21 protein-coding genes and 1 tRNA gene are annotated in these 21297 nt (G+C 64.6%); 9 read left to right on the top strand and 13 right to left on the bottom strand.

From position 1 onward, the window contains the following. Positions 1-147: 147 nt before the first annotated feature. Both MUN23_RS19895 and MUN23_RS19890 read right to left on the bottom strand, forming a co-directional pair. Positions 148-2310, bottom strand: coding sequence for an acyl-CoA dehydrogenase (locus MUN23_RS19895; protein WP_248760598.1), 2163 nt, complete (start codon positions 2308-2310; stop codon positions 148-150). Positions 2311-2363: 53 nt separating this feature from the next. Next, positions 2364-3056, bottom strand: a complete 693-nt coding sequence (locus MUN23_RS19890) for a TetR/AcrR family transcriptional regulator (RefSeq protein ID WP_371875944.1) — start codon at positions 3054-3056, stop codon at positions 2364-2366. Between the two features lie 61 nt (positions 3057-3117). Between MUN23_RS19890 and MUN23_RS19885 the strand changes: the two genes are divergently transcribed. The 3 genes from MUN23_RS19885 to MUN23_RS19875 are packed head-to-tail and all read left to right on the top strand — an operon-like array spanning position 3118 to position 6758. Beyond that, positions 3118-4485 (top strand): acetyl-CoA C-acetyltransferase, encoded by a 1368-nt coding sequence (locus MUN23_RS19885; RefSeq protein ID WP_248760596.1) that lies wholly within the window; start codon positions 3118-3120, stop codon positions 4483-4485. Between the two features lie 9 nt (positions 4486-4494). Next, a complete protein-coding gene (locus MUN23_RS19880; protein ID WP_248760594.1) occupies positions 4495-5835 on the top strand; it encodes a 3-oxoacyl-ACP reductase in 1341 nt (446 codons plus the stop codon). Continuing rightward, a complete protein-coding gene (locus MUN23_RS19875; RefSeq protein WP_248760592.1) occupies positions 5832-6758 on the top strand; it encodes a MaoC/PaaZ C-terminal domain-containing protein in 927 nt (308 codons plus the stop codon). Before MUN23_RS19880 ends, MUN23_RS19875 begins: the two co-directional genes overlap by 4 nt. Here MUN23_RS19875 and MUN23_RS19870 read toward each other — a convergent pair. The 4 genes from MUN23_RS19870 to MUN23_RS19855 form a co-directional block, all read right to left on the bottom strand. Further along, on the bottom strand, positions 6755-7807 hold the full coding sequence (locus MUN23_RS19870; RefSeq protein ID WP_248764153.1) for an aromatic acid exporter family protein: 1053 nt from the start codon (positions 7805-7807) through the stop codon (positions 6755-6757). The genes MUN23_RS19875 and MUN23_RS19870 overlap by 4 nt on opposite strands. A gap of 110 nt (positions 7808-7917) precedes the next feature. Next, positions 7918-9027 carry a serine hydrolase domain-containing protein gene (locus MUN23_RS19865; RefSeq protein ID WP_248760591.1) on the bottom strand — a complete coding sequence of 370 codons (1110 nt, stop codon included), beginning with the start codon at positions 9025-9027 and terminating at the stop codon, positions 7918-7920. 38 nt (positions 9028-9065) lie between these two features. Further along, on the bottom strand, positions 9066-10175 hold the full coding sequence (locus MUN23_RS19860; protein ID WP_248760590.1) for a glutathione S-transferase family protein: 1110 nt from the start codon (positions 10173-10175) through the stop codon (positions 9066-9068). 10 nt (positions 10176-10185) lie between these two features. Next, positions 10186-10923 carry a M50 family metallopeptidase gene (locus MUN23_RS19855; RefSeq protein WP_371875943.1) on the bottom strand — a complete coding sequence of 246 codons (738 nt, stop codon included), beginning with the start codon at positions 10921-10923 and terminating at the stop codon, positions 10186-10188. A gap of 124 nt (positions 10924-11047) precedes the next feature. Between MUN23_RS19855 and MUN23_RS19850 the strand changes: the two genes are divergently transcribed. Then, the gene (locus tag MUN23_RS19850) at positions 11048-11512 is read left to right on the top strand and encodes a GatB/YqeY domain-containing protein (RefSeq protein WP_248760588.1); all 465 of its coding nucleotides are present in this window, start codon (positions 11048-11050) and stop codon (positions 11510-11512) included. A gap of 112 nt (positions 11513-11624) precedes the next feature. Here the strand turns inward: MUN23_RS19850 and MUN23_RS19845 are convergent, their stop codons facing one another. From MUN23_RS19845 to MUN23_RS19830, 4 genes are all read right to left on the bottom strand, one after another. Beyond that, on the bottom strand, positions 11625-11927 hold the full coding sequence (locus MUN23_RS19845) for a DUF4193 domain-containing protein (protein WP_056339942.1): 303 nt from the start codon (positions 11925-11927) through the stop codon (positions 11625-11627). 203 nt (positions 11928-12130) lie between these two features. Further along, positions 12131-12739 carry a hypothetical protein gene (locus MUN23_RS19840; RefSeq protein ID WP_248760586.1) on the bottom strand — a complete coding sequence of 203 codons (609 nt, stop codon included), beginning with the start codon at positions 12737-12739 and terminating at the stop codon, positions 12131-12133. A 9-nt stretch (positions 12740-12748) separates the two neighbouring features. Beyond that, positions 12749-13645: a Rid family hydrolase gene (locus tag MUN23_RS19835; protein ID WP_248760585.1), complete on the bottom strand. Its 897-nt coding sequence runs from the start codon at positions 13643-13645 to the stop codon at positions 12749-12751. 103 nt (positions 13646-13748) lie between these two features. Continuing rightward, positions 13749-13831, bottom strand: a tRNA-Leu gene (locus MUN23_RS19830). A gap of 172 nt (positions 13832-14003) precedes the next feature. Here MUN23_RS19830 and MUN23_RS19825 point away from each other — a divergent pair. Next, positions 14004-15308 (top strand): M20/M25/M40 family metallo-hydrolase, encoded by a 1305-nt coding sequence (locus MUN23_RS19825; RefSeq protein WP_248760583.1) that lies wholly within the window; start codon positions 14004-14006, stop codon positions 15306-15308. 12 nt (positions 15309-15320) lie between these two features. Then, positions 15321-16481, top strand: a complete 1161-nt coding sequence (locus MUN23_RS19820; protein ID WP_248760581.1) for an acyl-CoA dehydrogenase family protein — start codon at positions 15321-15323, stop codon at positions 16479-16481. A gap of 50 nt (positions 16482-16531) precedes the next feature. Here MUN23_RS19820 and MUN23_RS19815 read toward each other — a convergent pair whose 3' ends face one another. Beyond that, positions 16532-16765, bottom strand: a complete 234-nt coding sequence (locus tag MUN23_RS19815) for a DUF5703 family protein (RefSeq protein WP_248760580.1) — start codon at positions 16763-16765, stop codon at positions 16532-16534. Positions 16766-16804: 39 nt separating this feature from the next. On the opposite strand from MUN23_RS19815, the gene MUN23_RS19810 reads away from it, so the two are divergent. Further along, positions 16805-17071, top strand: a complete 267-nt coding sequence (locus MUN23_RS19810) for a hypothetical protein (RefSeq protein WP_248760579.1) — start codon at positions 16805-16807, stop codon at positions 17069-17071. A 74-nt stretch (positions 17072-17145) separates the two neighbouring features. Here the strand turns inward: MUN23_RS19810 and MUN23_RS19805 are convergent, their stop codons facing one another. Beyond that, positions 17146-18081, bottom strand: a complete 936-nt coding sequence (locus tag MUN23_RS19805; protein WP_056339956.1) for an aldo/keto reductase — start codon at positions 18079-18081, stop codon at positions 17146-17148. A 50-nt stretch (positions 18082-18131) separates the two neighbouring features. On the opposite strand from MUN23_RS19805, the gene MUN23_RS19800 reads away from it, so the two are divergent. After that, positions 18132-18965 (top strand): undecaprenyl-diphosphate phosphatase, encoded by an 834-nt coding sequence (locus tag MUN23_RS19800; protein WP_248760578.1) that lies wholly within the window; start codon positions 18132-18134, stop codon positions 18963-18965. 15 nt (positions 18966-18980) lie between these two features. Beyond that, the gene (gene mshC / locus MUN23_RS19795) at positions 18981-20258 is read left to right on the top strand and encodes a cysteine--1-D-myo-inosityl 2-amino-2-deoxy-alpha-D-glucopyranoside ligase (protein ID WP_248760577.1); all 1278 of its coding nucleotides are present in this window, start codon (positions 18981-18983) and stop codon (positions 20256-20258) included. On the opposite strand, the gene MUN23_RS19790 is transcribed toward mshC, so the two are convergent. After that, entirely contained in the window at positions 20255-21160 is a 906-nt protein-coding gene (locus tag MUN23_RS19790) for a PAC2 family protein (protein WP_056339966.1), read from the bottom strand. The two genes, mshC and MUN23_RS19790, sit on opposite strands and share 4 nt — an antisense overlap. Positions 21161-21297 lie beyond the last annotated feature (137 nt).

The following is a 21297-nucleotide window of genomic DNA, read 5'->3' as shown; positions in this document are numbered from 1 at the left end:
GCACTGGTGACCAAACAGCGCACGACGGCGCCGCCCCCCACCGAGGGGACCGGCGCCGTCGTTCGTACATAACGCCTGAATCCAACGCGGGGTCACAAAGTGCCCATTCCGGGGCGTCGGAGGGGCTTGAAATGACCTCGCGTTGCTTTATCGGGAGGTAGCCGTGCGCGCCAGCAGCACCTTTTCATCGACGGGTGCGTTGCCGCTGGCCCGCTGTGCCCTGACGTACGCGCGGGCCTCGTCCTGGCGGGTTCTCTCGGCGCCCGTGGCGATCGCTGCGCGCACGTGGTCATCCCCGTACCCGAAGGCGTCTACGAGGTCCAGGGCGTGGGGCCTGATCTTGACCAGGAGGCGGTTGATGTAATCGCCCACGGTGCGTGCCCGCTGCATGGAGAGCCGGCCGTTCATCAGGTACCAGGACAGGTTCTTTTCGATCAGTGAAAGGCCGAACAGGTCGCGCAGCCAGGTCAGGACCCGCTTGGTGCCGGGGTCCGTGACGTCTTCCAGGGCCGCCGTGAACGCCTCCCATTGCAGAAGCTCCGCGTGGGCCTGCGCAGCATCGATCAGCTCGTTCTGGTGCTGGTTGAAGAGGGCCGCCCCCTTTTCGACGGGCAGCTTGTTGGCGCCCTTCAGGGCCGCCCCGACGTCGGCCACCATGGTCTGGACCCGGTCCGTCAGGAGGGCGCGCTGGCCTTCCTCGTCCCGGAGCGCAATGGCCGCCTTCTGGACCGATCCGGTATCGGCGACGAACTGTGCCACCTGCCGCAGGCCGGTGCGATGGATCGCCACGCCCGTTGCCTGGGCCACCACGTAGCGGGCCAGGACCCCGAAATCGACGTTCCTGAACTCCTTGGCGTAGTCGGCCAGGAGGCGCTTGGCCACCAGCTGGAGCAGGACCGTATTGTCGCCCTCGAACGTGACGTAGACATCCAGGTCAGCGCGCAGGGAAGCGAAGCGGTTTTCGATCAGGAAGCCAGCGCCGCCGCACGCCTCGCGGCATTCCTGCAGGGTGTCAAGGGCATGCCAGGTGCTCAGCGGCTTCAGGGCCGCGGCGAGGGTCTCCAGGTCCTGGCGGTCCTCGTCAGTATCGTGGGCGCCGGAAAAGACGTCGTCGAATTTCTGCAGGAGCTGCTCGTGCGCGAAGCCCGCTGCATACGTCGTGGCCAGCCGGGTAAACAGGCGCCGCTGGTGGCGCTGGTAGTCCAGGAGCACTTCCTCGTCCGTGTGGGACGACGCGTTAAACTGGCGCCGTTCGGTGGCGTAGCGGATGGCTGCCGTCAGGGCAATCTTCGACGCCGCCACGGCCGCGCCGTCCAATGACACGCGGCCCTGGACGAGGGTTCCCAGCATGGTGAAAAAGCGGCGGCCGGGGCTGGCGATGGACGACGTGTAGGTCCCGTCCGGGGCCACATCGCCGTAGCGGTTCAGCAGGTTCGTGCGGGGGATTCGGACGTTGTCGAAATGCAGCCGGCCGTTGTCGATCCCGTTGAGGCCGCCCTTGACTCCGTCGTCCTCCCCACCGATACCGGGCATGAACTCCTTGGTCTGGGGGTCCCGGAGGTCAACGTAGAAGGCATGCACGCCATGGTTAACGCCCTGGGTCACGAGCTGGGCGAAGACAACGGCGCCGAGTCCGTCAATGGCAGCGTTGCCGATGTAGTCCTTCCACGCAGCCCGGAACGGTGTGTGGACCACAAATTCCTGGGTTTCGGCGTCGTACGTCGCGGTGGTGGCGATGCTGGCCACATCCGAACCGTGGCCGGTCTCCGTCATTGCGAAGCAGCCGGGGATCTCCAGGCTCATGATGCCTGGCAGCCAGTTGGTGTGGTGCTGCTGCGTGCCCAGGTGCATCACGGCCGAGCCGAAGAGGCCCCACTGGACACCAGCCTTGATCTGCAGGGACGGGTCGGCGGTGACCAGTTCCTCGAACGCCGCGATGTTGCCGCCGTGGTCATCGGAACCACCCAGTGCCGACGGGAAGGCCCGGTGCACGGCGCTGTTGTCCACGAGGTACTTCAACTGGCCGAAGGTTCGCGTCCGGTGTTCGGTGTGCGTCAGTCCTTCAATTTTGTGCAGTGCAGCGTCACTGGCCAGCGCGCGGGATTGGCGACGGGAGTCCGCCCATTTGCCCAGGAGTTGCTCGCCGAGGGCGGCAACGTCGACGGCGGGCTGCACAGCCGAGCCGTAGTTGGCGCTGGGGCTGGTGACCGCTGGGCCCGCAGCGGCTGTGTTCGCTACGGCGGCATTAGCCACGGCTGTATTCGTTACGGCGGCGTCCGGGCCGGTGGGGCGGTCCACTACTTCGGTCATGTCAATGTCCTTCGTTGGTTCTGACAGGAGGGTGTGAGGTTCTTGGGGCGGAATCATGCCGCGCTGGCGGGGCTAAGCTCGGGGGCGATCCCCACGCATAACCAGGCCGTGATCTGGCGGGCCATGGCTTCCTGGTCCGGCTTCGCCGCCGAAGCCGGCGTGCTGAGCCATTGCTCACCGGCATTTCGGACCAGGCCGATGGCCGCCGTGGGCCAGTAGCCGATCACCGCTTCTTTGCCTTCTCCGAGGTGGGTCCGCATTGGCACGGCGATCATCTCTGCGATGGAATCGAAGAAGTGGCCAAGGGCTCCCGAAATGGCCGCCGATCCCTGGTGGCTGTCCGCATCCACCGGCGCATAGCGGGTGACGAAACTGTAGACATTGGGGCTGGTTTCCGCCATCTGGAGATAGGCAGAAATCATGGCCAGCAGCCCTTCCCGAGGAGTCTGGGCACCCTGCGCCGCTTCGCGGATCTTGCGCTGCATCTGGCTCAGGACCACTTCCCCGACGGCGTGCTGAAGTCCTGCCTTATCGCCGAAATAGCGGTAGAAGACCGACTTTGAGGTGCCGGCGGCCGCTGCAATCTCCTCCATGGAGGCATCGCTGCCCAGCGCGTGGACCGCGCGGCGTGCGGACTTGATGAGCTCCCGGCGTCGTTCCTCCCGGTGGGTCTGCCAGCGGGCCGAACGGCCGTCGGCAATTGCGCCGGCAGCCGGCGTCGGGACTTCTGCGTGGAGGTTGTTCACGATACTCAGCGTATCAGGTACGCTGGGTATCGGTAACCGTCGCAGATCAGAGGAGTCACCCATGTCCGTCAATGGACAGTCCGGCACCGGACCCCACGAATTCGCCAGCCCCACGACTTCCGGCGCGGCGCGTCCAGTTCGGCGGGCCGTAATTGTGGGTGGTAACCGGATCCCGTTTGCCCGGTCCGGCGGGGCCTACACGAAGTCATCCAACCAGGACATGCTCACTGCCGCACTGGACGGTCTTATCGCCAGGTTTGGCCTCCAGGATGAGCGGATTGGCGAGGTTGCGGCGGGGGCCGTACTCAAGCACTCCCGCGACTTCAACCTCACCCGCGAGGCAGTCCTGGGTTCGGCGTTGTCGGCGGAAACCCCCGCCTACGACCTGCAGCAGGCGTGCGCCACCGGCCTCGAAACGGTTCTGGGCCTGGCCAACAAGATCAAACTGGGCCAGATCGATTCCGCCATCGCCGGTGGTGTCGACTCGGCGTCGGATGCCCCCATTGCTGTCAGTGAAGGCCTCCGCGAGATACTCCTGGACCTCAACCGCGCCAAGACACTGCCCCAGCGCCTGCAGGTACTCAGCCGCCTGCGGCCCAGGGACCTGGCCCCCGATGCTCCGAGTACGGGGGAGCCACGCACCGGCCTGTCCATGGGCGAGCACCAGGCGCTGACCACCGCGCAATGGAACATTTCGCGCGAGGCCCAGGATGAGCTGGCTTTCAACAGCCACCGCAACCTTTCCGCCGCGTATGACGCAGGCTTCTTCGATGATCTCCTGACGCCATACCGAGGCCTCGCCAAGGACTCCAACCTGAGGGCGGACACCACATTGGAGAAGCTGGCTACACTCAAGCCCGTCTTCGGGAAGAGCCTGGGCGCCGAGGCCACCATGACGGCGGGAAACTCCACACCGTTGACCGATGGGGCCTCCACGGTCCTGCTCGCATCCGAAGAGTGGGCTGATGCCCATGACCTGCCGAAGCTCGCCACCGTCGTGGATGGTGAAGCCGCCGCCGTGGACTTCGTCCACGGAAAGGACGGACTGCTTATGGCTCCCGCGTTTGCGGTCCCCAGGCTGCTGGCCCGCAACGGACTGACGCTGGATGACTTCGACTTCTTTGAGATCCACGAAGCCTTCGCCGGGACTGTCCTGAGCACCCTGGCCGCGTGGGAAGATGATGAGTTCGGCCGGACCCGGCTGGGACTTGAGGGTGCCTTCGGCAGCATCGACCGCACCAAGCTGAACGTCAACGGCTCCTCCCTGGCCGCGGGCCACCCGTTCGCAGCCACCGGCGGACGCATCGTGGCCTCGCTGGCCAAGATGCTGCAGGCCAAAGGTACCGTCGAGGGAAGGCCTGCGCGCGGACTTATTTCCATCTGCGCCGCCGGCGGCCAGGGCGTCGTCGCAATACTCGAAGCACTCTAGGGGCACCGGATGACGGATAAATACACCACGCTCGTCAACCAGGGCGTGGGCAAGAACATCGCCAAACGGCTGGGCCTGCCCCAGCCCGCCGTGCTGCGCCGCTTCAAGCCGGGCCAGCCCCTGGTCCCCGGCCCCGTCCTCGTCCAGGGCAACACCGCCGGTGCCGACGAACTGGCCGCCAAGCTGCTCTCCTGGGACCTGGACGTCCGGCGCCACGCGGTGCCCCGCGAAAAACTTGGTGCGATCATTCTGGTCTTGGATGAGCTGACCCGGCCCGAGGATCTTGAAAAGCCTGTGCTGTCCGCCGCGGCCTCACTGCGTGATCTCGGCCCCAGCGCCCGCGTCATCACCATCTCCCGGCCGGCCGCCGAAACCGCGTCCCCTGCACAGTCGGCTGCCCGGCAAGGCGTGGATGGCTTCCTGCGGTCGCTTGCCAAGGAACTCCGGGCCGGCGCAACGGCGAACGGCATCGTCCTGGCAGAAGGTGTCCAGAGCATCAGCCCCAGCGCTCTGGCAGCTCTGCGGTTCTTTCTGTCCGGCCGGTCGGCTTTCGTGGATGGCCAGTTCCTGACTGTCTCAACCGAGCAGGGCCACCTGCCCCCGGACTTCGAGAAGCCGCTCGCCGGCAAGGTTGCTGTGGTCACCGGCGCCGCCCGCGGCATCGGGGCAGCTATTGCCCGTACCCTCCACCGGGACGGGGCCACCCTGGTCCTCGTAGACATCCCGGCAGCCGGGGACCATTTGGCCGCCGTCGCCAACGAAGTCCGCGGCACGGCGCTTCAACTGGATATCAGCAGCGCAGATGCCGGCCAGCGGATCATCGACCACGCCGTGCAGCGTCACGGCCGTCTGGACATCGTCATCCACAACGCAGGAATTACCCGGGACAAGCTGCTCGCCAATATGGACCACGGCCGCTGGACCTCCGTCCTGAACATCAACATCGCCGCCCAGCTCAGAATCAACGAAGCGCTCCTTGCGTCCGAACACTTCCGTAATTCACCACGGATTGTCTCGTTGGCATCCACCAGCGGCATAGCGGGCAACCGCGGGCAGACCAACTACGCGGCGTCCAAGGGCGGTGTGATGGGTATGGTGCGCGCTTCTGCGCCCCTTCTGGCGGTGAACGGCGGGACCATTAACGCGGTGGCGCCCGGATTCATCGAAACAGACATGACAGCACGGATCCCATTTGCCGTCCGCGAAGTGGGACGGCGGCTGAACTCGCTGCAGCAAGGTGGCCAACCGTCCGACGTAGCGGAGGCCATTGCCTTCCTGGCGAGCGACGCCGCCGGGGGCATCAACGGCGACGTGCTGCGGATCTGCGGACAGAACCTGGTGGGGGCATGAGTACTGTCCAGCCGGTCATCCTCGGGGAGATGCCGTCCCTGTCCAAGCTCTACGTTAATGCCGCCGCGCAGACCGCGCGGCGGCGCGTCTTGGGCACGCACAACGGATCCAACCTTCCGGTCACTGGCCACGAAGTGCGCGGGGTAAGGGCCGACGTCGGCAACCTCACCGCCTACCAGCACCTCATCGGGCTGACTGCCAGGGACACCCTGCCGGCCGGATACCTCCACGCACTGGCATTCCCGCTGGCCATGAGTGTGATGAACCGCGACGATTTCCCGCTGCCACTCCTGGGCATGGTCCACCTCAGCAACCATGTGGAGCAGAGGTCGCCGGTGCTCTTCACGGAATCCCTGGACATCCAGGCCAGGGTTGAGAACCTCCGGGGCCACCGGTCCGGCACGCAACTTGACGTTGTGGCAGAGATCCGTGGCGCGGATACGCCGGACATCAAGTGGACCGGGCGCTCCTCCTACCTGGCCAAGGGTGTGTTCCTCCCCGGCATCGACAAGCCAACACCCCACAACGGCCAGGCCGATTTCACGCCTCCGGACCCCACCGCGATTTGGCATTTGGGGGTCGACACGGGAAGGGCGTATGCCGCCGTTTCAGGAGACTTCAACCCCATCCACCTGAGCGTGCTTTCTGCCAAGGCCCTGGGCATGCGCCGCTCCATCGCACACGGGATGTACCTTGCCTCGAGGGCCCTCGCGGATGTCGGGCCGGCCAAGGGCGAAACGTTCACGTGGGACGTCACGTTCGAGGCTCCAGTGTTCCTTCCTGCCCGCGTTGCCTTGGCTATCACCGCCCTGGATATCACCACGGCACAGACGCCTGGCGAAGGCTGGCAACGGGCCGGATTTGTGGCGTGGAACCCCCGCTCCGGCCGCCGCCACTTCAGCGGCTCCGTGGCACCGCTCTAGGACGCCGGCCGCACAGCCCTGACGATACGGTGCAGGCTCAGAAGGATGGACTCGGACGCTGTCACCGCCGAATCCTCCTGGGCCCGCTCCGCAACCGATGCCATGCCGGCCTCTACCGCCGACTTTGCGGCAGCGAACAGCCGCCGCTGGTCTGCTTCATCCTCCCCGTCGAACGAGGCCAGGAGTTCGCCGGTGGCGGTCATGGCCGCGGCCAGGGGCGCACTGTCGTCGAAAGGCACCGTGTAAGGTGCGTCGTCTGTCCAGATGACATCGGACAGGACTTCTGTCATGTCCTGGATGTGGAACGTCACCCGCTCCAGGTCACGAAGGTTGCGGTAGTCGAGATCCACATCGCGGGGATGGAGCCGCCGGCGCGGATTGGCGCGCCGGCTCGCATCAGCCTCCTGCACGAGATGGCGGACCGTGCTGGCTGCTTCGGCCAGCTCGGTCGACCGGCGGGACCAGTCCTCATGCTCGGGAGGCCACTTTTCAGTCAGGGCCGTTCCCATGTCAGTCAGTTGCCGCTCGAGGGCCAGCCGGAGTTTCCCCAGGCTGGTGGCCGCCGCGTTGAAGTGCAGGGGCGGAAAGACCAGGAAGTTGACGGCAATGCCCACGGCGACGCCGACGCCCATCTGGATGAGGTAGCCGAAGGAAAAGTCGTCCCGGTTGCTTCCCCCCACCAGCAGGACCAGCAGCGCCGCCGTCGGAATCCAGTCGCTGCCCGAGCCGATGCGGGGGAGACCGCCGAGCAGCACGCCGAGTCCCATAACGACCGCAACAGACAGCGGTGACGGATCACCGACACTGACCAGCGCAAAGGCGAGCCCAATACCCAGGGCGAGTCCGACGAGCGCCTGGAGACCCTGCCGGAAGGATCCGGCCACGTTGTGGTACATCGACACCAGGGCGCCGAGCGGCGCGTAGTACGGGTACTCGGCAGCGGATCCCGGCATCAGGGGAGCAATGGCGAAAGCGAGGCCGGCGGCCAGCGCTGCCTTCGCCGCCAGCTGCAGGCGCTGTACTGTGAATGCCGACGAGAGACCGGCCACCGAATTCCTCAGGAGGCGGGTTCCAGCGGAGGGCCGGCCCTGCGGCTGCGTTTGAGTGTCACCCATCAGCCCCACACTAGGTGCAGCCGCTTGCTACGACAAGCAGACTGTTACGACAAGGCCGACGCGGCCCGCCGGACCTCCGCAGCCAGCCGATGAGCTTTGCCCTGGGTGCGTCCGTCCTCCGCCCGCTGCGGGATGTATCCGAAGCCGAGCCCGTATGCGGGATCGGCAAACCCCAGGGCAGCGTTCGCACCCTCGTGGCCGAAGGCACGGTGGCTGCCGAAATTCCGCGACACGTGTGGCTTCATAAAGACCACGGCAAAGGCGTTGTCCAGTCCGGACAGGCGGTCCAGGCCCCACACCTGCTCCTGGGACATGGCGCTGACGGTCTCAGGGGTCAACAAGGGGTCCCGGCCGTCCACACCGGTGATGGCCGCGGCGTAGAGCCTGGCCAGGCCCTCCGCCGAACCCACACCGCCGGCGGCACTCATCCCCGCGGCGCGGACGGCCCGTTGATTGGGAAGTTCCATGATTGTGCTGACTGCCGCGTTGCTGTTGAGCCCATCCAGGCTCAGTGGATCCAGCCATGGTTGAAGGGGATCGACGTCGTAGAGGACGTTACGGTAGCGCGGTTCCAGCTCTTCGGGCAGTCCCAGGAAGAAGTCGATGCCGTAGGCCGTGCGGATGCGCTGGTCATAGAGGCTCTGCAGGCTGGTTCCCGTGACCCGCCGGCAGAGTTCCTCCATAATGATTCCGATGGTGAGGGCGTGGTATCCGAAGCAACTGCCGGGACGCCATGCGGGGCTCGCCGCTGCCAACCTTCCCGCGGCCAGGGAGGTGGTGAATTCGTCCAGGGCGATGCCTCCCTCGACTCCGATCAGGCCGGCCTGATGGGACAGGGCTTCACGCACCAGCAAGCGGTCCTTGCCATGGCAACCAAACTCGGGCCAGTAGTGCGCCACTGTCCGGTCAAGGTCCAGCAGCCCGTCCTGGACGAGCAGCGAAATCACCAGCGCCGCCACGCCCTTGGAAACTGAATACGCCCCCGTGACGGAATCGGCGGTGATGTGGGGCCCGCCGGACAGGTCCACGATCTTCACGCCGTCCCGGTAGGCCGCCAGTTGGGCGCTGTACTGCGGATCCGCGGCGAGAAGGGCCTCAAACAGGTCCAGAACGCCTTCATAACCGGGTGCTGCAAAGCCAAAGGATTTCTGCATGGGGCTAGCCTAACCGGTTAGAAAGCGCTTTCCTGATCCTAAGCCGCTCCATGGCCGGGGGAAACTTCTTCCGCGGGGCGCACCGGCCCCGGGGGAGTGCCGTCACCGAACGGCCGGCCGGCCAATGATTCCCTGCCATGGGGCTCCAGCCAGCCCGCCGGATCAGGACCCTGCGGCACTATCAGGGTGGGATTGATGTCCTCATGGACGATGTAATAGTGCTGCTTGATCTGGATAAAATCGATCGTGTCTCCGAAACCGGGAGTCTGGAAAAGATCCCGCGCGTAGCCCCACAGGGCCGGCAGTTCGGTCAGCTTCTGCCGGTTGCACTTGAAATGCCCGTGGTAAACGGCATCGAACCTGGCCAAGGTGGTGAACAGGCGGACATCCGCTTCCGTGATGGTGTCACCCACGAGGTACCGCTGTCCGGTGAGGCGTTCCTCGAGCCAGTCGAGCGCGGTCCACAGCCTGGTGTAGGCCGAGTCGTAGGCCTCCTGGGAGCCCGCAAAGCCGCAGCGGTAGACGCCGTTGTTGACTTCGGTGAAGACGCGCTTGTTGACGGAGTCAATTTCGGCGCGGAGGTGTTCCGGGTAAAGGTCAGGCGCTCCGCTCCGGTGGAAACGGGTCCATTCGGTGGCAAAGTCCAGGGTGATCTGAGGGAAGTTGTTGGTGACCACCGCGCCGCTGGCAATATCAACGATCGCTGGCACCGTGATGCCGCGCGGGTAATCCGGGAAGCGCCGGAAATAGGCGCTCTGGATGCGCTCGATGCCGAGCACAGGGTCCACCCCGCCCGGATCGAGGTCAAAAGTCCACGACCGGGCATCGTGGGTAGGGCCGGGCTGGCCAAGGGAGATGGAGTCCTCCAGGCCGAGGAGGCTCCGCACGATCACGGCCCGGTTCGCCCACGGGCATGCCCGCGCCGCAATCAGCCGGTACCGGCCAGCTTCCACTGGCCACCCCGGCTCGCCGTTGACGCCGGGGCGGCCGTCGTGGGTGATCCGGTCCTCAACGTAATTCGTGTCCCGGTTGAACTCGGCACCGCCGGTCACATATGCGCCCAGGGTGCTGTGTTCGGTGCTGGTGTCCGTGCTGTCGGCAGCGGTGGCATTCGTGGCCTGCGGCCCGCTCGGAGATTCCTGGCTCATGCGGACCAGCCTAGGCTCCGGCGGTCAGGATTGCTGAGATGGGCTGCCAGGCGACCAGCCAGGAGCCGGCAATAACGGCGACAAAGAGCGCGATCCAGATGCCTGAGGGTATGGACGTTGCGCGGTACAGCAGGTAGGCGTCGGAACTGGCCAGCCTGTCACGGCGCCGCAGGTGCACGTTGGTGAGCTTCGCGAGATCCCGGACGGCGGCCACAAGCAGCGCCACGCCAAGCACGACTGCAACATGGCCGGTGAAGCTGCTGGGCACAACGAGGACCAGCACCCCGCCGCCTGCGACGGCAAGGCCTGTGATTAGCAGCCCCGCGAAGTTCCTGATGAACACGAGCGAAACCAGGAGGATAAGGGTGCCTGTGGCCAAGGCGGCCGGGCCCCAGCCGGCAAAACCGGAGGTGACAAGGGCAGCGCCGGTCAGGGCTGGTACAGGATAGCCCCAGAATCCGGACCAGACGGCGGCGGCCTTGCCCCGGCTGTAACTGGTAGTTGTGCCTGAGTGGTCCAACCGGAGCCGGATCCCGCTCAGTCTTTGGCCGCTCATGACGGCGGCGAAAGCATGGCCGAGTTCGTGCGTGGCGGTGGCCAGGAGCCCAAAGTACTTCCAGGTGGCACGAGGGATGGACAAAGCAGTTGCCAGCGCCAGCACCACAGCCAGTTCGGCCACCGTGATTTGGGGGATGGCGGCACGGCTGAAGGCTTCGACGATCCGTTGCCACAATTGCTCGGGAATCAAGGTCGTTTCCCGCCGGGCCGGGAGTAGTGATTGTCAGCCATAGCCCTCTACGGTACTAGAGGGATGGTTCACCACTGTCCTGCCGCCCTGCCGCCTTGGGGCGCTCAACGAATCGAGGAATGCCGTGACCACTTTGAAGGAACGCCTGCACGCTGATGTTGTGGTGCACATGAAGGAGCGGAACAAGACCGCCCTGACAACGGTGCGCAATGTCCTGGGCGAGATCGAAACACGGGAGAAGTCGGGAAAGACGCCCATTGTCCTGGACGACGCCCAGGTGACCTCGTTGTTGCAGAAAGAGGCTGCAAAGCGACGTGACACCGCAAGGATCTATCTGGAAGCCGGAGAATCCGAGCGGGCCGCGGCCGAGATCGCCGAGGCCGAGATAATCGAGGCATATTTGCCTCAGCCGCTGACAGCCGGGGAAGTCGAGGCGATCGTTGACGAGACAATCGCCGGGCTGAGGAGCGAAGGCGTGGAGCCTGGTATGCGTCAGCTGGGCGCCGTGATGAAGCCTGTCACGGCAAAAGTCGCCGGACGCTTCGACGGCAAGGCGGTCAGCGAGATCGTCCGCAGCCGTCTCGCCTGAGCCGTCGGCTCGATCCTCCAAACAGGAAAGGCACGCCTACTAAACGTGGGCGTGCCTTAACTTCCTGTTGGCGGAACTCGGCCGCCACGGAAGAATATCCGGGTTTCTTGAATCAGCCTTCGCAGTCAGTGCAGTAGCTGTGTCCGTCTTTCTGCCGCGCAATCTGGGAGCGGTGCCGGACCAGGAAGCAGGAGTAGCACGTGAACTCGTCCTCAGCCTGCGGGATAACCTGCACGACCAGTTCCTCGGCAACGAATTCGCCGCCCGGAACGCCGGCGCCATCCAGCCCGTCGGCCTCATCGAGCTCGAGGACGACGCTACGGGCGTCCGGAGCATTGGCGGACTGCAGTGCCTCGAGTGAGTTGTCCTGCGACTCCTTGACGTCGGAGCGAAGTTCGTCGTAATCGGTTGCCACTTAGGTGTATCTCTTTTCTTTGGTTCGTCTGTCGCGTATGCAACGTACAGCATCCGGCGGGTATTCCCCAATAGCTTGGCAAGAAAATTTCTCTGTGGAGCCTATATTTCCGTGCAGACAACAGCCGGGATCGGCGTCGGGTGACATTGGGCACTATGGTGTCCAGGAATGAAAGTCAGCGCACGGCCGCCGTCAGGCAAGGCCTAGGTGGGTTCCTTGGCCAAGGCTTTAGTCTGAGGCGGGGTAAGCCGCCCAAGGCGCTTGTCGAGCGTCACGCGCAGCCTGGCGGCAGCCACCTGAACCCGGTGCGCGGCACGGGTGACCTTCCCGTCCCGCGCAGAGGCGGCATTCGGGCGCGCTTGGACGTCCTTGTGTTCAGGGGATCCTGCGCTCACGGTCCAGTCGTCCCCTCCAGCCACGTTCTCCCACGCCGCGTCGAACAGTTCAAGCTCCTCGGCACGGGCCAGCTCACTGCGCGCCAGGACGTTCAAGGTCGCAAGCCCCAGGGCCTTCGTTCCTTCATCCTGATCCAGGGCGCGGTCCAGGGCCCACTGGGTGCGTCGCCACCATTCCGCTCGGCTGTCCGCCTCTGTCTTTTGCCGGAGCGCCTGCTCGTCGGCTTCTCGTTTCTGGTCCAGCGCTGTCTTATCGGCCGAAGTTCGCTGGGCCAGCGTGCGCGAGTTGATGTAGAAGGCCAAGAGTGCCGCAATCAGGACAGCCAACGGTCCAAGCCCGGCAAGGATCACCCACCAGTCGGCCGGCCCGGAATGGACAACGACTTCAAGCGGGCCAGGCGGCGGGGTTGGATTCACGGCTCCAGCTTAGGCCGTCGACGGAGGCCTGAAGCATTTGACCGCAGCCACGACGGCGTCGATCTGCACGCGCGCTCCGAGTGGAAGTCCGGCCACGTGGAGGGTTGTACGCGCAGGGAATGGCTTGGGAAAGTGACGGGCATAGGCAGCATTGATGATATGGAAGTCGTCGTAGTCGGTCAGGTAAATGGTGGTGCGCAGGACGTGGGCCAGAGAAAGATGCACATCAGTCAGCAGCGTCTCCAGGTTGCTGAGCATGGACTCGCACTGCTCTTCAATCCCCGGGCCGACAAGTCTACCGTCGTCGGGGCTCTGGCCAATGATCCCGGCTGTGTAGGCGGTGTCTCCGTGGCGTACGAGATGCGAAAACGGGGCAGGCGACGGATGAAGGTTAGGGCTGAAGTGATGGGCAGACATGATCTCCTCAGCGTTCGGGACAGCCCATAGGGGCTCAGGGTCTTTTGACGTCTGGCTTGTTTGCCGATCCGCTATCGGTTCGAGTTCCTGGAACAGCGTCACTTGAAGGCCTGCCGGCGCTGCAAGCCGGGAGTTCATGGACTGCCAGGGAGTTATCCGCGGAGTCGCGATCAGTTCTGCTCCTGCGTTCACAAGGTCTGCCGTTACGGCCGCCGTGTCCTCCACTTCGAAGGCTACCCGGAGTCTGGCGCTGGGCTGCCCGTCCGATTCCACGCTGTCGATGAGGTTCACCTGGGCGGGGTTGGACAGCTCAAGCGTCGCCCGCCCGGCACCAAGTATTGTCACGCGCGCGTCCCCCTCTCCTTCATAGGCCTCTTGCTCGGGGAGTCCCAGGACATCACGGTAGAACGTGAGTGCCGCCTCGTAGTCCTCGGCTTCGACAACGAGGCGGAGCTGGCGGACGGGTGCCTTGGCGTCTTCCGTAGTCATGTTTGTACCGTAGTGCGTTGCTTCCCCCGGAAGCGGGTCTCGCGTGCGTGGAAACAGAAAAAAAACCCCTGAAATCCGTGGATTTCAGGGGTTTTCCCGTTTGTGCGCGGAGGGGGACTTGAACCCCCACCCCCTTTCGAGGACTAGCACCTCAAGCTAGCGCGTCTGCCATTCCGCCACCCGCGCAGGTGGTAATTCGGAGGTCGTTTCCGCCTTTCAGCGTTTCGCTTTTCTCCGAAGCAGCGAGAAAGACTCTAACACGAACTTTCCGGAAACATCCAATCGGGGCTGATGGGTAGGCTGAGGGCACACGAGAACGCAGGTTGTTTGCAGCCTTCCCACTGCCCAAGGAGTTTCTATGTCTGACATCCGTGCCGAGGATGAAGTTGTCCGGATCTGCCAGGAACTTATCCGGATAGATACCTCGAACTACGGTGACGGCTCGGGGCCGGGGGAGCGGTTGGCCGCGGAATACACGGCCGGGCTGATTGAAGAAGTGGGCCTCGCAGCCGAGATCTTCGAGTCGGCGCCCGGCCGCGCAAGTGTTGTGACCCGGATGGCCGGTGAGGATCCGTCCGCCAGCGCGTTGGTGGTGCACGGGCACCTCGATGTAGTGCCTGCCCTGCGTGAACAGTGGTCGGTGGATCCCTTTGGTGCGGAGCTCAAAGACGGACTCATCTGGGGCCGCGGAGCCGTGGACATGAAGGACATGGACGCCATGATCCTTGCTGTGATGCGGGATTTGGCCAGATCCGGGCGCAAGCCCAAGCGCGACATTATCTTTGCCTTCTTCGCCGACGAGGAGGCCGGCGGTGAGTACGGGGCCCGCTACGCAGTCGACAAGCGGCCCGAACTCTTCGAAGGCGCAACCGAGGCCATCTCGGAGGTAGGCGGCTTCTCGTCAACCATCGGCGGGCAGCGCACCTACCTCCTGCAGACGGCCGAGAAGGGCATCTCCTGGCTCCGGCTGGTGGCGCACGGTCGGGCTGGCCACGGCTCCCAGATCAATACGGACAACGCCGTCACCCGGCTAGCTGCGGCGGTAACCCGGATCGGCGAATACAAGTGGCCGATTGAGCTGACGCCCACCACGCGGCAGTTCCTGGACGGCGTGACCGAACTCACGGGTGTGGAATTCGATCCGGACAATCCGGACCGCCTGCTCGACCAGCTCGGCACCGTGGCACGCTTTGTGGGGGCAACCCTGCAGAACACCACCAATCCCACGCTGCTCAAGGGCGGCTACAAGCACAACGTCATCCCCGAATCGGCTGAGGCCCTGGTGGACTGCCGGACGCTCCCGGGCCAGCAGGACCACGTGCTGGAGGTCGTGCGGGAGCTTGCCGGTTCCGGTGTCGAGGTCAGCTACGTGCACAGCGACGTCTCGCTTGAGGTCCCGTTCGCCGGAAACCTGGTGGATTCCATGATCGACGCCCTGCACACCGAGGATCCGGGGGCGAAAGTGCTTCCCTATACGCTCTCCGGCGGCACGGACAACAAGTCGTTGAGCCGGCTGGGTATCACCGGCTACGGCTTCGCTCCCCTCCAGCTGCCCGACGATCTCGATTTCACCGGGATGTTCCACGGCGTGGACGAGCGGGTTCCGGTGGATTCGCTGAAGTTCGGCGCCCGGGTGCTCAACACGCTCCTTACCAATTACTGAGCCGGCCCGGACATGACTCCCGAGGAAGTCCTGCCGGAGCCGCTGCTCGAGGCCATCCGCGGCCGGGCTGCGGGCTATGACCGGGACAACACCTTCTTCTTTGAAGACCTTGAGGAGCTGACCGCCGCAGGCTACCTCACGCTCTTTGTGCCGGCGTCCGACGGCGGCCTGGGGCTTGGGCTGGAGGCGGCAGCGCAGTGCCAGCGGCGGCTGGCAACGGCGGCCCCGGCCACCGCCTTGGCCATCAACATGCATTTGGTCTGGACCGGCGTCGCCCACGTCCTGGCCGCACGGGGGGACTATTCCCTTGGCTTCGTCCTGCAGGAGGCCGCCCACGGCGAGATCTTCGCCTTCGGCAATTCCGAAGCCGGCAACGATTCGGTACTTTTTGATTCAAAAACGGCAGCCGTTCCCCTGCCGGGCGGAGCGTACAGCTTCACGGGTACCAAGATCTTCACGAGTCTTTCGCCCGCCTGGACCCGGCTGGGAATCTTCGGCAAGGACGCCCAGGCCAGGGAAGGCGAAGGGGAGTTGGTGCACGGGTTCATCACCCGGGAGGCCGCGGGCTACGCCATCCTGGATGACTGGAACACCCTGGGCATGCGGGCCAGCCAGTCAAACACCACCGTTCTGGATGGCGCCGAGGTCCCGCCGGAGAGGATCGTCCGCAAACTACCGGTGGGACCCAACGCCGATCCGCTGATTTTCGCCATCTTCGCGTGCTTCGAGACACTGCTGGCTGCCGTGTACACCGGCATTGGCGAACGTGCCCTGAACCTGGGTGTTGAGGCCGTCAAGCGCCGCACGTCCTTCAAGAATGCCCGCCGCAGCTATGCGCAGGATCCGGATATCCGCTGGAAGATCGCGGAGGCCGCCATGGCCATGGATAACCTCTACCCCCAGCTGCTGACCGTCAGCCGCGATGTGGATGCGCTCGTTGAGCACGGGCCGCAATGGTTTCCCAAGCTTGTGGGGCTGAAGGTCAATGCGACTGAAACGGCCCGCCGCGTTGTGGATCTGGCCATCAGGGTGAGTGGCGGCTCCAGCTACTTTCGTGGGTCGGAGCTTGAACGCCTGTACCGGGACGTGCTGGCGGGGATGTTCCACCCATCAGATGATGAGTCGGCGCACAACACCGTGGCGAACGCGTGGCTGGGTCCGTTGGAGGACTGAACAGGCCACCGGCCCATTAATCCCTATGCGGTCCGCTGGCCGGACAATTCCTATACGGTCCGCTGGACCTGCATCACCCGGCGGCGGAGCCAGAAGCGCCTGCCGCCGCCCAAATACAGCTTGCTGCGTTCCAGCTCCCACTTGCCGTACTCGGAATGCTCCACGAGCCGGCGTCTGGCGTCATGCAGCGAATCATCAGGGCTGACCGTCAGAACGAGGTACTCGTACTGCCTCAAAATGTCCCGTTCCCGCTGGACCGAGCTGGTGAGAAAATGTTCCTTCATTGCTCTCCATTTTCGTCCTTTTCCGGCTAACGTGAAGTCATGAGCATCGATCCGCGTGTCGCGCTTCAGTCCTTGACAACCGCATTGGAAGAACACCTTATAGCAGCATCCAACCGGCGTGGCGATGGCGATCCCGCGGTGGAGGCGGCTTTTTTTGCGGTCTCGGATGCGTTCGAGGTTTATGAAGACGCACTCTACGAGGCTTACAACGAAGTTACACCCCTTCAGGTCTTCGATGATGAAGAAGACGAGGACGATGAAGCCCGCGTCGACGACGACGAGGACCTGGAAATTCTCGAGGACTGAGGACTCCACGCCACCATCGCGGGCAATGCCCTAACTCTGCGGCCCTGAACGGTGTATCCGCCGGGCACGGAAACTCAGCCGGGCAGGGAAACGTCCTCGAGCGCGCGGGCAATTTCGGGCGGCAGCCTCGTCAGTTGGGCGGCCATGATTTCTTTCGCCTGCACGGGAGTCCTGGGCCCGACGATGGCCGTGGCCACGCCATGCTGGGACAACAGCCAGCTCAGCGAGACATCCAGCGGTGTCCGGCCCAGGCCCTTGGCCGCCATGGCCACGGCTTCCACCACGCTGGACGGCTGCGCCTCCAGGTACGGCTCTACGTAGGGTGCGGAGTCTGTTCTTGCCGCCCGGGAATCGGCGGGAATGGCGCCGCGGTACTTGCCGGTCAGGACGCCGCGTCCCAGCGGAGCCCAGGCCATCAGCCCCAGGCCGGCATCTTCGACGGCGGGAACCAGTTCCGCTTCCGCCTTTCGCTGCAGGAGTGAATATTCAGCCTGCGCGGCTACGAGCGGAAATCCGGCCACCGCCGCGGCCTTGGCGCTTTGCCACCCGTTGAAGTTGGAGATGCCCGCATAGCGGGCGCGGCCGCTCCGGAGCGCGAATTCAAGTGCGGACAGGGTCTCGTCCAGCGGGACGTTGCCGTCCCATGCCTGGGCAAACCAGATATCCACGTAGTCAGTCCCCAGCCTTGCCAGGCTGGCGTCCAGTCCGGTGAGCATCGCGTTGCGCGACGTGTCCACCGTGCGGCGGCCGTCCGACGTCGACATCCCCGCCTTGGTGGAAATGCAGACTTCGGTGCGGGAGACGACGTCACCCAGGAGAGAGCCGATCATCGCCTCGGCGCGGCCGTCGGCGTAAGACGCCGCGGTATCTATGAGTTTTCCGCCACCATCGATAAATGTCCGCAATATCTCCGAGGCGTCCTGTTCGTCGGTATCGCCGGACCAGGACATGGTGCCGAGGGAAAGGGCGGAGACTCGCAATCCACTGTTGCCGACGTAACGCTGCTGCATAGGTGCAAGCTTACGGGGAATCAACAGGGTCCATGACGTAGGGTCTTAGCGTGAACTGGTTTGAGGCGGCCCTTCTGGGCCTAGTGCAGGGACTGACCGAATTTCTACCGATTTCATCGAGCGCGCACCTGCGGATTGTGGGGCAGTTCCTGCCCAACGCATCCGATCCCGGAGCCGCGTTTACCGCAATCACGCAGCTTGGTACCGAAACAGCCGTGGTGATCTACTTCTGGCGCGACATCGTGCGGATCGTCAAGGCGTGGGCGGGATCGCTGACCGGAAAAGTCTCCCGGCAGGACCCGGATGCCCGCATGGGCTGGCTGGTGATCCTGGGCAGCCTCCCCATCATCGTGCTGGGTCTGCTGTTCCAGGACCAGATCGAGTCGGTGCTGAGGAGCCTGTGGCTCGTAGCCACCATGCTGATCGTCTTCGGGCTCTTTCTGGCCGTGGCCGACGCGATCGGAAAGCAGGACCGGGACCTCACCCAGCTCACCTACAAACACGGCATTTTTTACGGCTTCGCCCAGGCCCTGGCTCTTATTCCCGGTGTGTCGCGATCCGGCGGCACTATCACCGCAGGTCTCCTAATGGGCTACACACGCGAAGCCGCCGCGCGGTATTCGTTCCTCCTGGCTATCCCGGCGGTGTTCGGCAGCGGCCTTTACCAGCTGTACAAAGTGGTCTCCAAGGAAGGCATTACCGGCCCCTACGGCCTTCCGGAGACGGCGCTGGCCACCGTCATCGCCTTGGTAGTGGGCTACGTGATCATCGGCTGGTTCCTCAAGTTCATTTCCACCCGAAGCTACCGGCTCTTCGTCTGGTACCGGATCTTCCTGGGCCTGGCCCTGTATCTTTTGCTCGGTTTCAATGTCATCAGCGCCTAGCCGTAGGCTTAGGCTGTGAAATCCTGGACCTCCCGCCCTGTCCCTGCGCTGCCCGGCGCCATGCCTGCCATCCGGCTGTTCGACACCGCAAAGGGGAGCGAGGTCACGCTCCCGGCCGGGGGAGAGCAATCCATGTACGTCTGCGGAATCACTCCCTACGACGCAACCCACATGGGCCATGCGGCCAGCTACGTGGCCTTCGATCTGCTGAACAGGGCCTGGCGTGACGCCGGCCAGCAGGTTTCCTACGTCCAGAACGTCACCGACGTCGACGACCCCCTGCTGGAGCGCGCGACTGCCACCGGTGTGGACTGGCGGGACCTGGCCGCGAGCCAGATTGAACTCTTCCAGACCGACATGGAGGCCCTGAACGTCCTCTCGCCGGACCACTACGTGGGTGCGGTTGAATCAGTCGACATCATTGTTCCGGCCATCGAACGGCTGGTCCGGCTGGGGCTGGCCTACCGCGTCCCTGGTACGGCAGGGGAGCCCGACGGCGACGTCTACTACGACGTCGAAGCTGCCGGCAAGCAGTCGGTCACCCCGGATGCCTGGACCCTTGGCTCGATCTCCCGCCTTGGTGAAGCCGAAATGCTGGAACTGTTCGCCGAACGCGGCGGCGACCCGGGCCGGGCCGGCAAACGGCAGGCCCTGGACCCCCTGCTCTGGCGGGTTGCCCGTGACGGCGAGCCCAGCTGGCCGGGCGGCGAGTTGGGCCAGGGCCGGCCTGGCTGGCACATCGAATGCACGGTCATCGCCCAGCGTTACCTGCCGGCTCCCTTCACCGTCCAGGGCGGCGGCTCTGACCTCATCTTCCCGCACCACGAGATGGGCGCCGGTCACGCCTATTCGCTCGCCGAAGTGCCGCTGGCCCGCCATTATGCCCACGCCGGCATGGTGGGCCTGGACGGCGAAAAGATGAGCAAGTCCAAGGGCAACCTGGTCCTGGTGTCCAAACTTCGGGCCGAGGGAGAAGATCCGGCAGCCATCCGCCTGGCCATCCTGGCCCACCATTACCGTTCAGACTGGTCCTGGACCGCTGACGGCTTTGAGGCTGCGAAGGACCGGCTGGCGGCGTGGCGCAGCGCTGTCGCCACCTCGCCGGAAGGATCCGCCCCCGGCCTGATCGCAGAAATGCGGTCCGCACTTGCATCTGACCTGAACGCACCGGCCGCCCTGGAAGCTGTTGACCGCTGGGCTGCCTCGGCGGACTCCGCCGCGGCAGCGGGCAGCCAGCACGATCAGGCCCTGGTCAGGGACGCCCTGGACGCCTTGCTCGGCGTCGTACTTTAGGGCTTGTCCCGGCCCCGACGCTTGAGATAGCGCTCAAACTCCCGCGCGATGGATTCACCGCTCGCCTCCGGAAGATCGGCCGTATCTTTTGCCTCTTCCAGCTGGCGGACGTACGCGGCGATCTCCGGATCCTCGGTAGCCAACTCATCGACGCCGCGCTCCCACGCAGCTGCCTCTTCCGCCAGTTCGTGCGTGTCCAGCGGGACCTGGATCAATTCCTCGACCCGGTGCAGGAGAGCCAGCTGCGCCTTGGGTGACGGGGCCTGGGCCACGTAATGCGGGACGGCTGCCCAGAGGGAAACAGTCGGAAGGCCCGCCAGGAGGGACACTTCGGACAGTACTCCGACTATGCCGACGGGACCTTCATACTGGGATGCTTCAAGGTTGAGGCGTTCCCGCAACACAGCGTCGTCAGAGGAGGTGCTGACCGGAATCGGCCTGCTGTGCGGAACGTCTGCCAGAAGGGCCCCCACCAGGACCACGTAGTCCACCTTCAGCGCTTCAGCGTGGACTAGCAGTTCCGCCGTATAGGCCCGCCACTTGTAGGACGGCTCAATGCCTTGGACGAAAATGACGTCCACGTTCGAATCCGGCGCACTGGCCTTGTAAATCCGTGTGGATGGCCACTTGATCTTGCGTTCCCCCGAGGCGTTCCTGCGGACCGTAGGACGCGTGAACTGGAAATCGTAGTATTCGTCGGCGTCAATGGACGCGACCTTCTTGCCGCCCCAAACCCTGTTCAGGTAGCGCAAGGAATCACTGGCGGCTTCGCCGGCATCGTTCCAGCCTTCAAATGCGGCCAGCATCACAGTAATGCGCTCCCCGTCCGCCACTGGCAGCAGGAACTGCTCCGGTTCAGGTGCGGCACCCGGTTCCGCGGTGTCTCCGTCGAAGCTATTCATCTCATCACCCTACGTCCAAGAACCGGCGCGATGCATTGAATGAAGAGCCAAAAAGTGCGCCGGGGCGCGTGCGGGCCCGAAGGCAATGCTGATATTCGCCGAGGGCGTATCCACCGGCTGGCGCTCAGGTGCGCCCC

Origin of the sequence: Pseudarthrobacter sp. SSS035, from assembly GCF_023273875.1 — a bacterium.
GTDB lineage: Bacteria > Actinomycetota > Actinomycetes > Actinomycetales > Micrococcaceae > Arthrobacter.
Note: the sequence above shows the minus strand (reverse complement) of the source record. Positions and strands in the feature narration are given on the sequence as shown.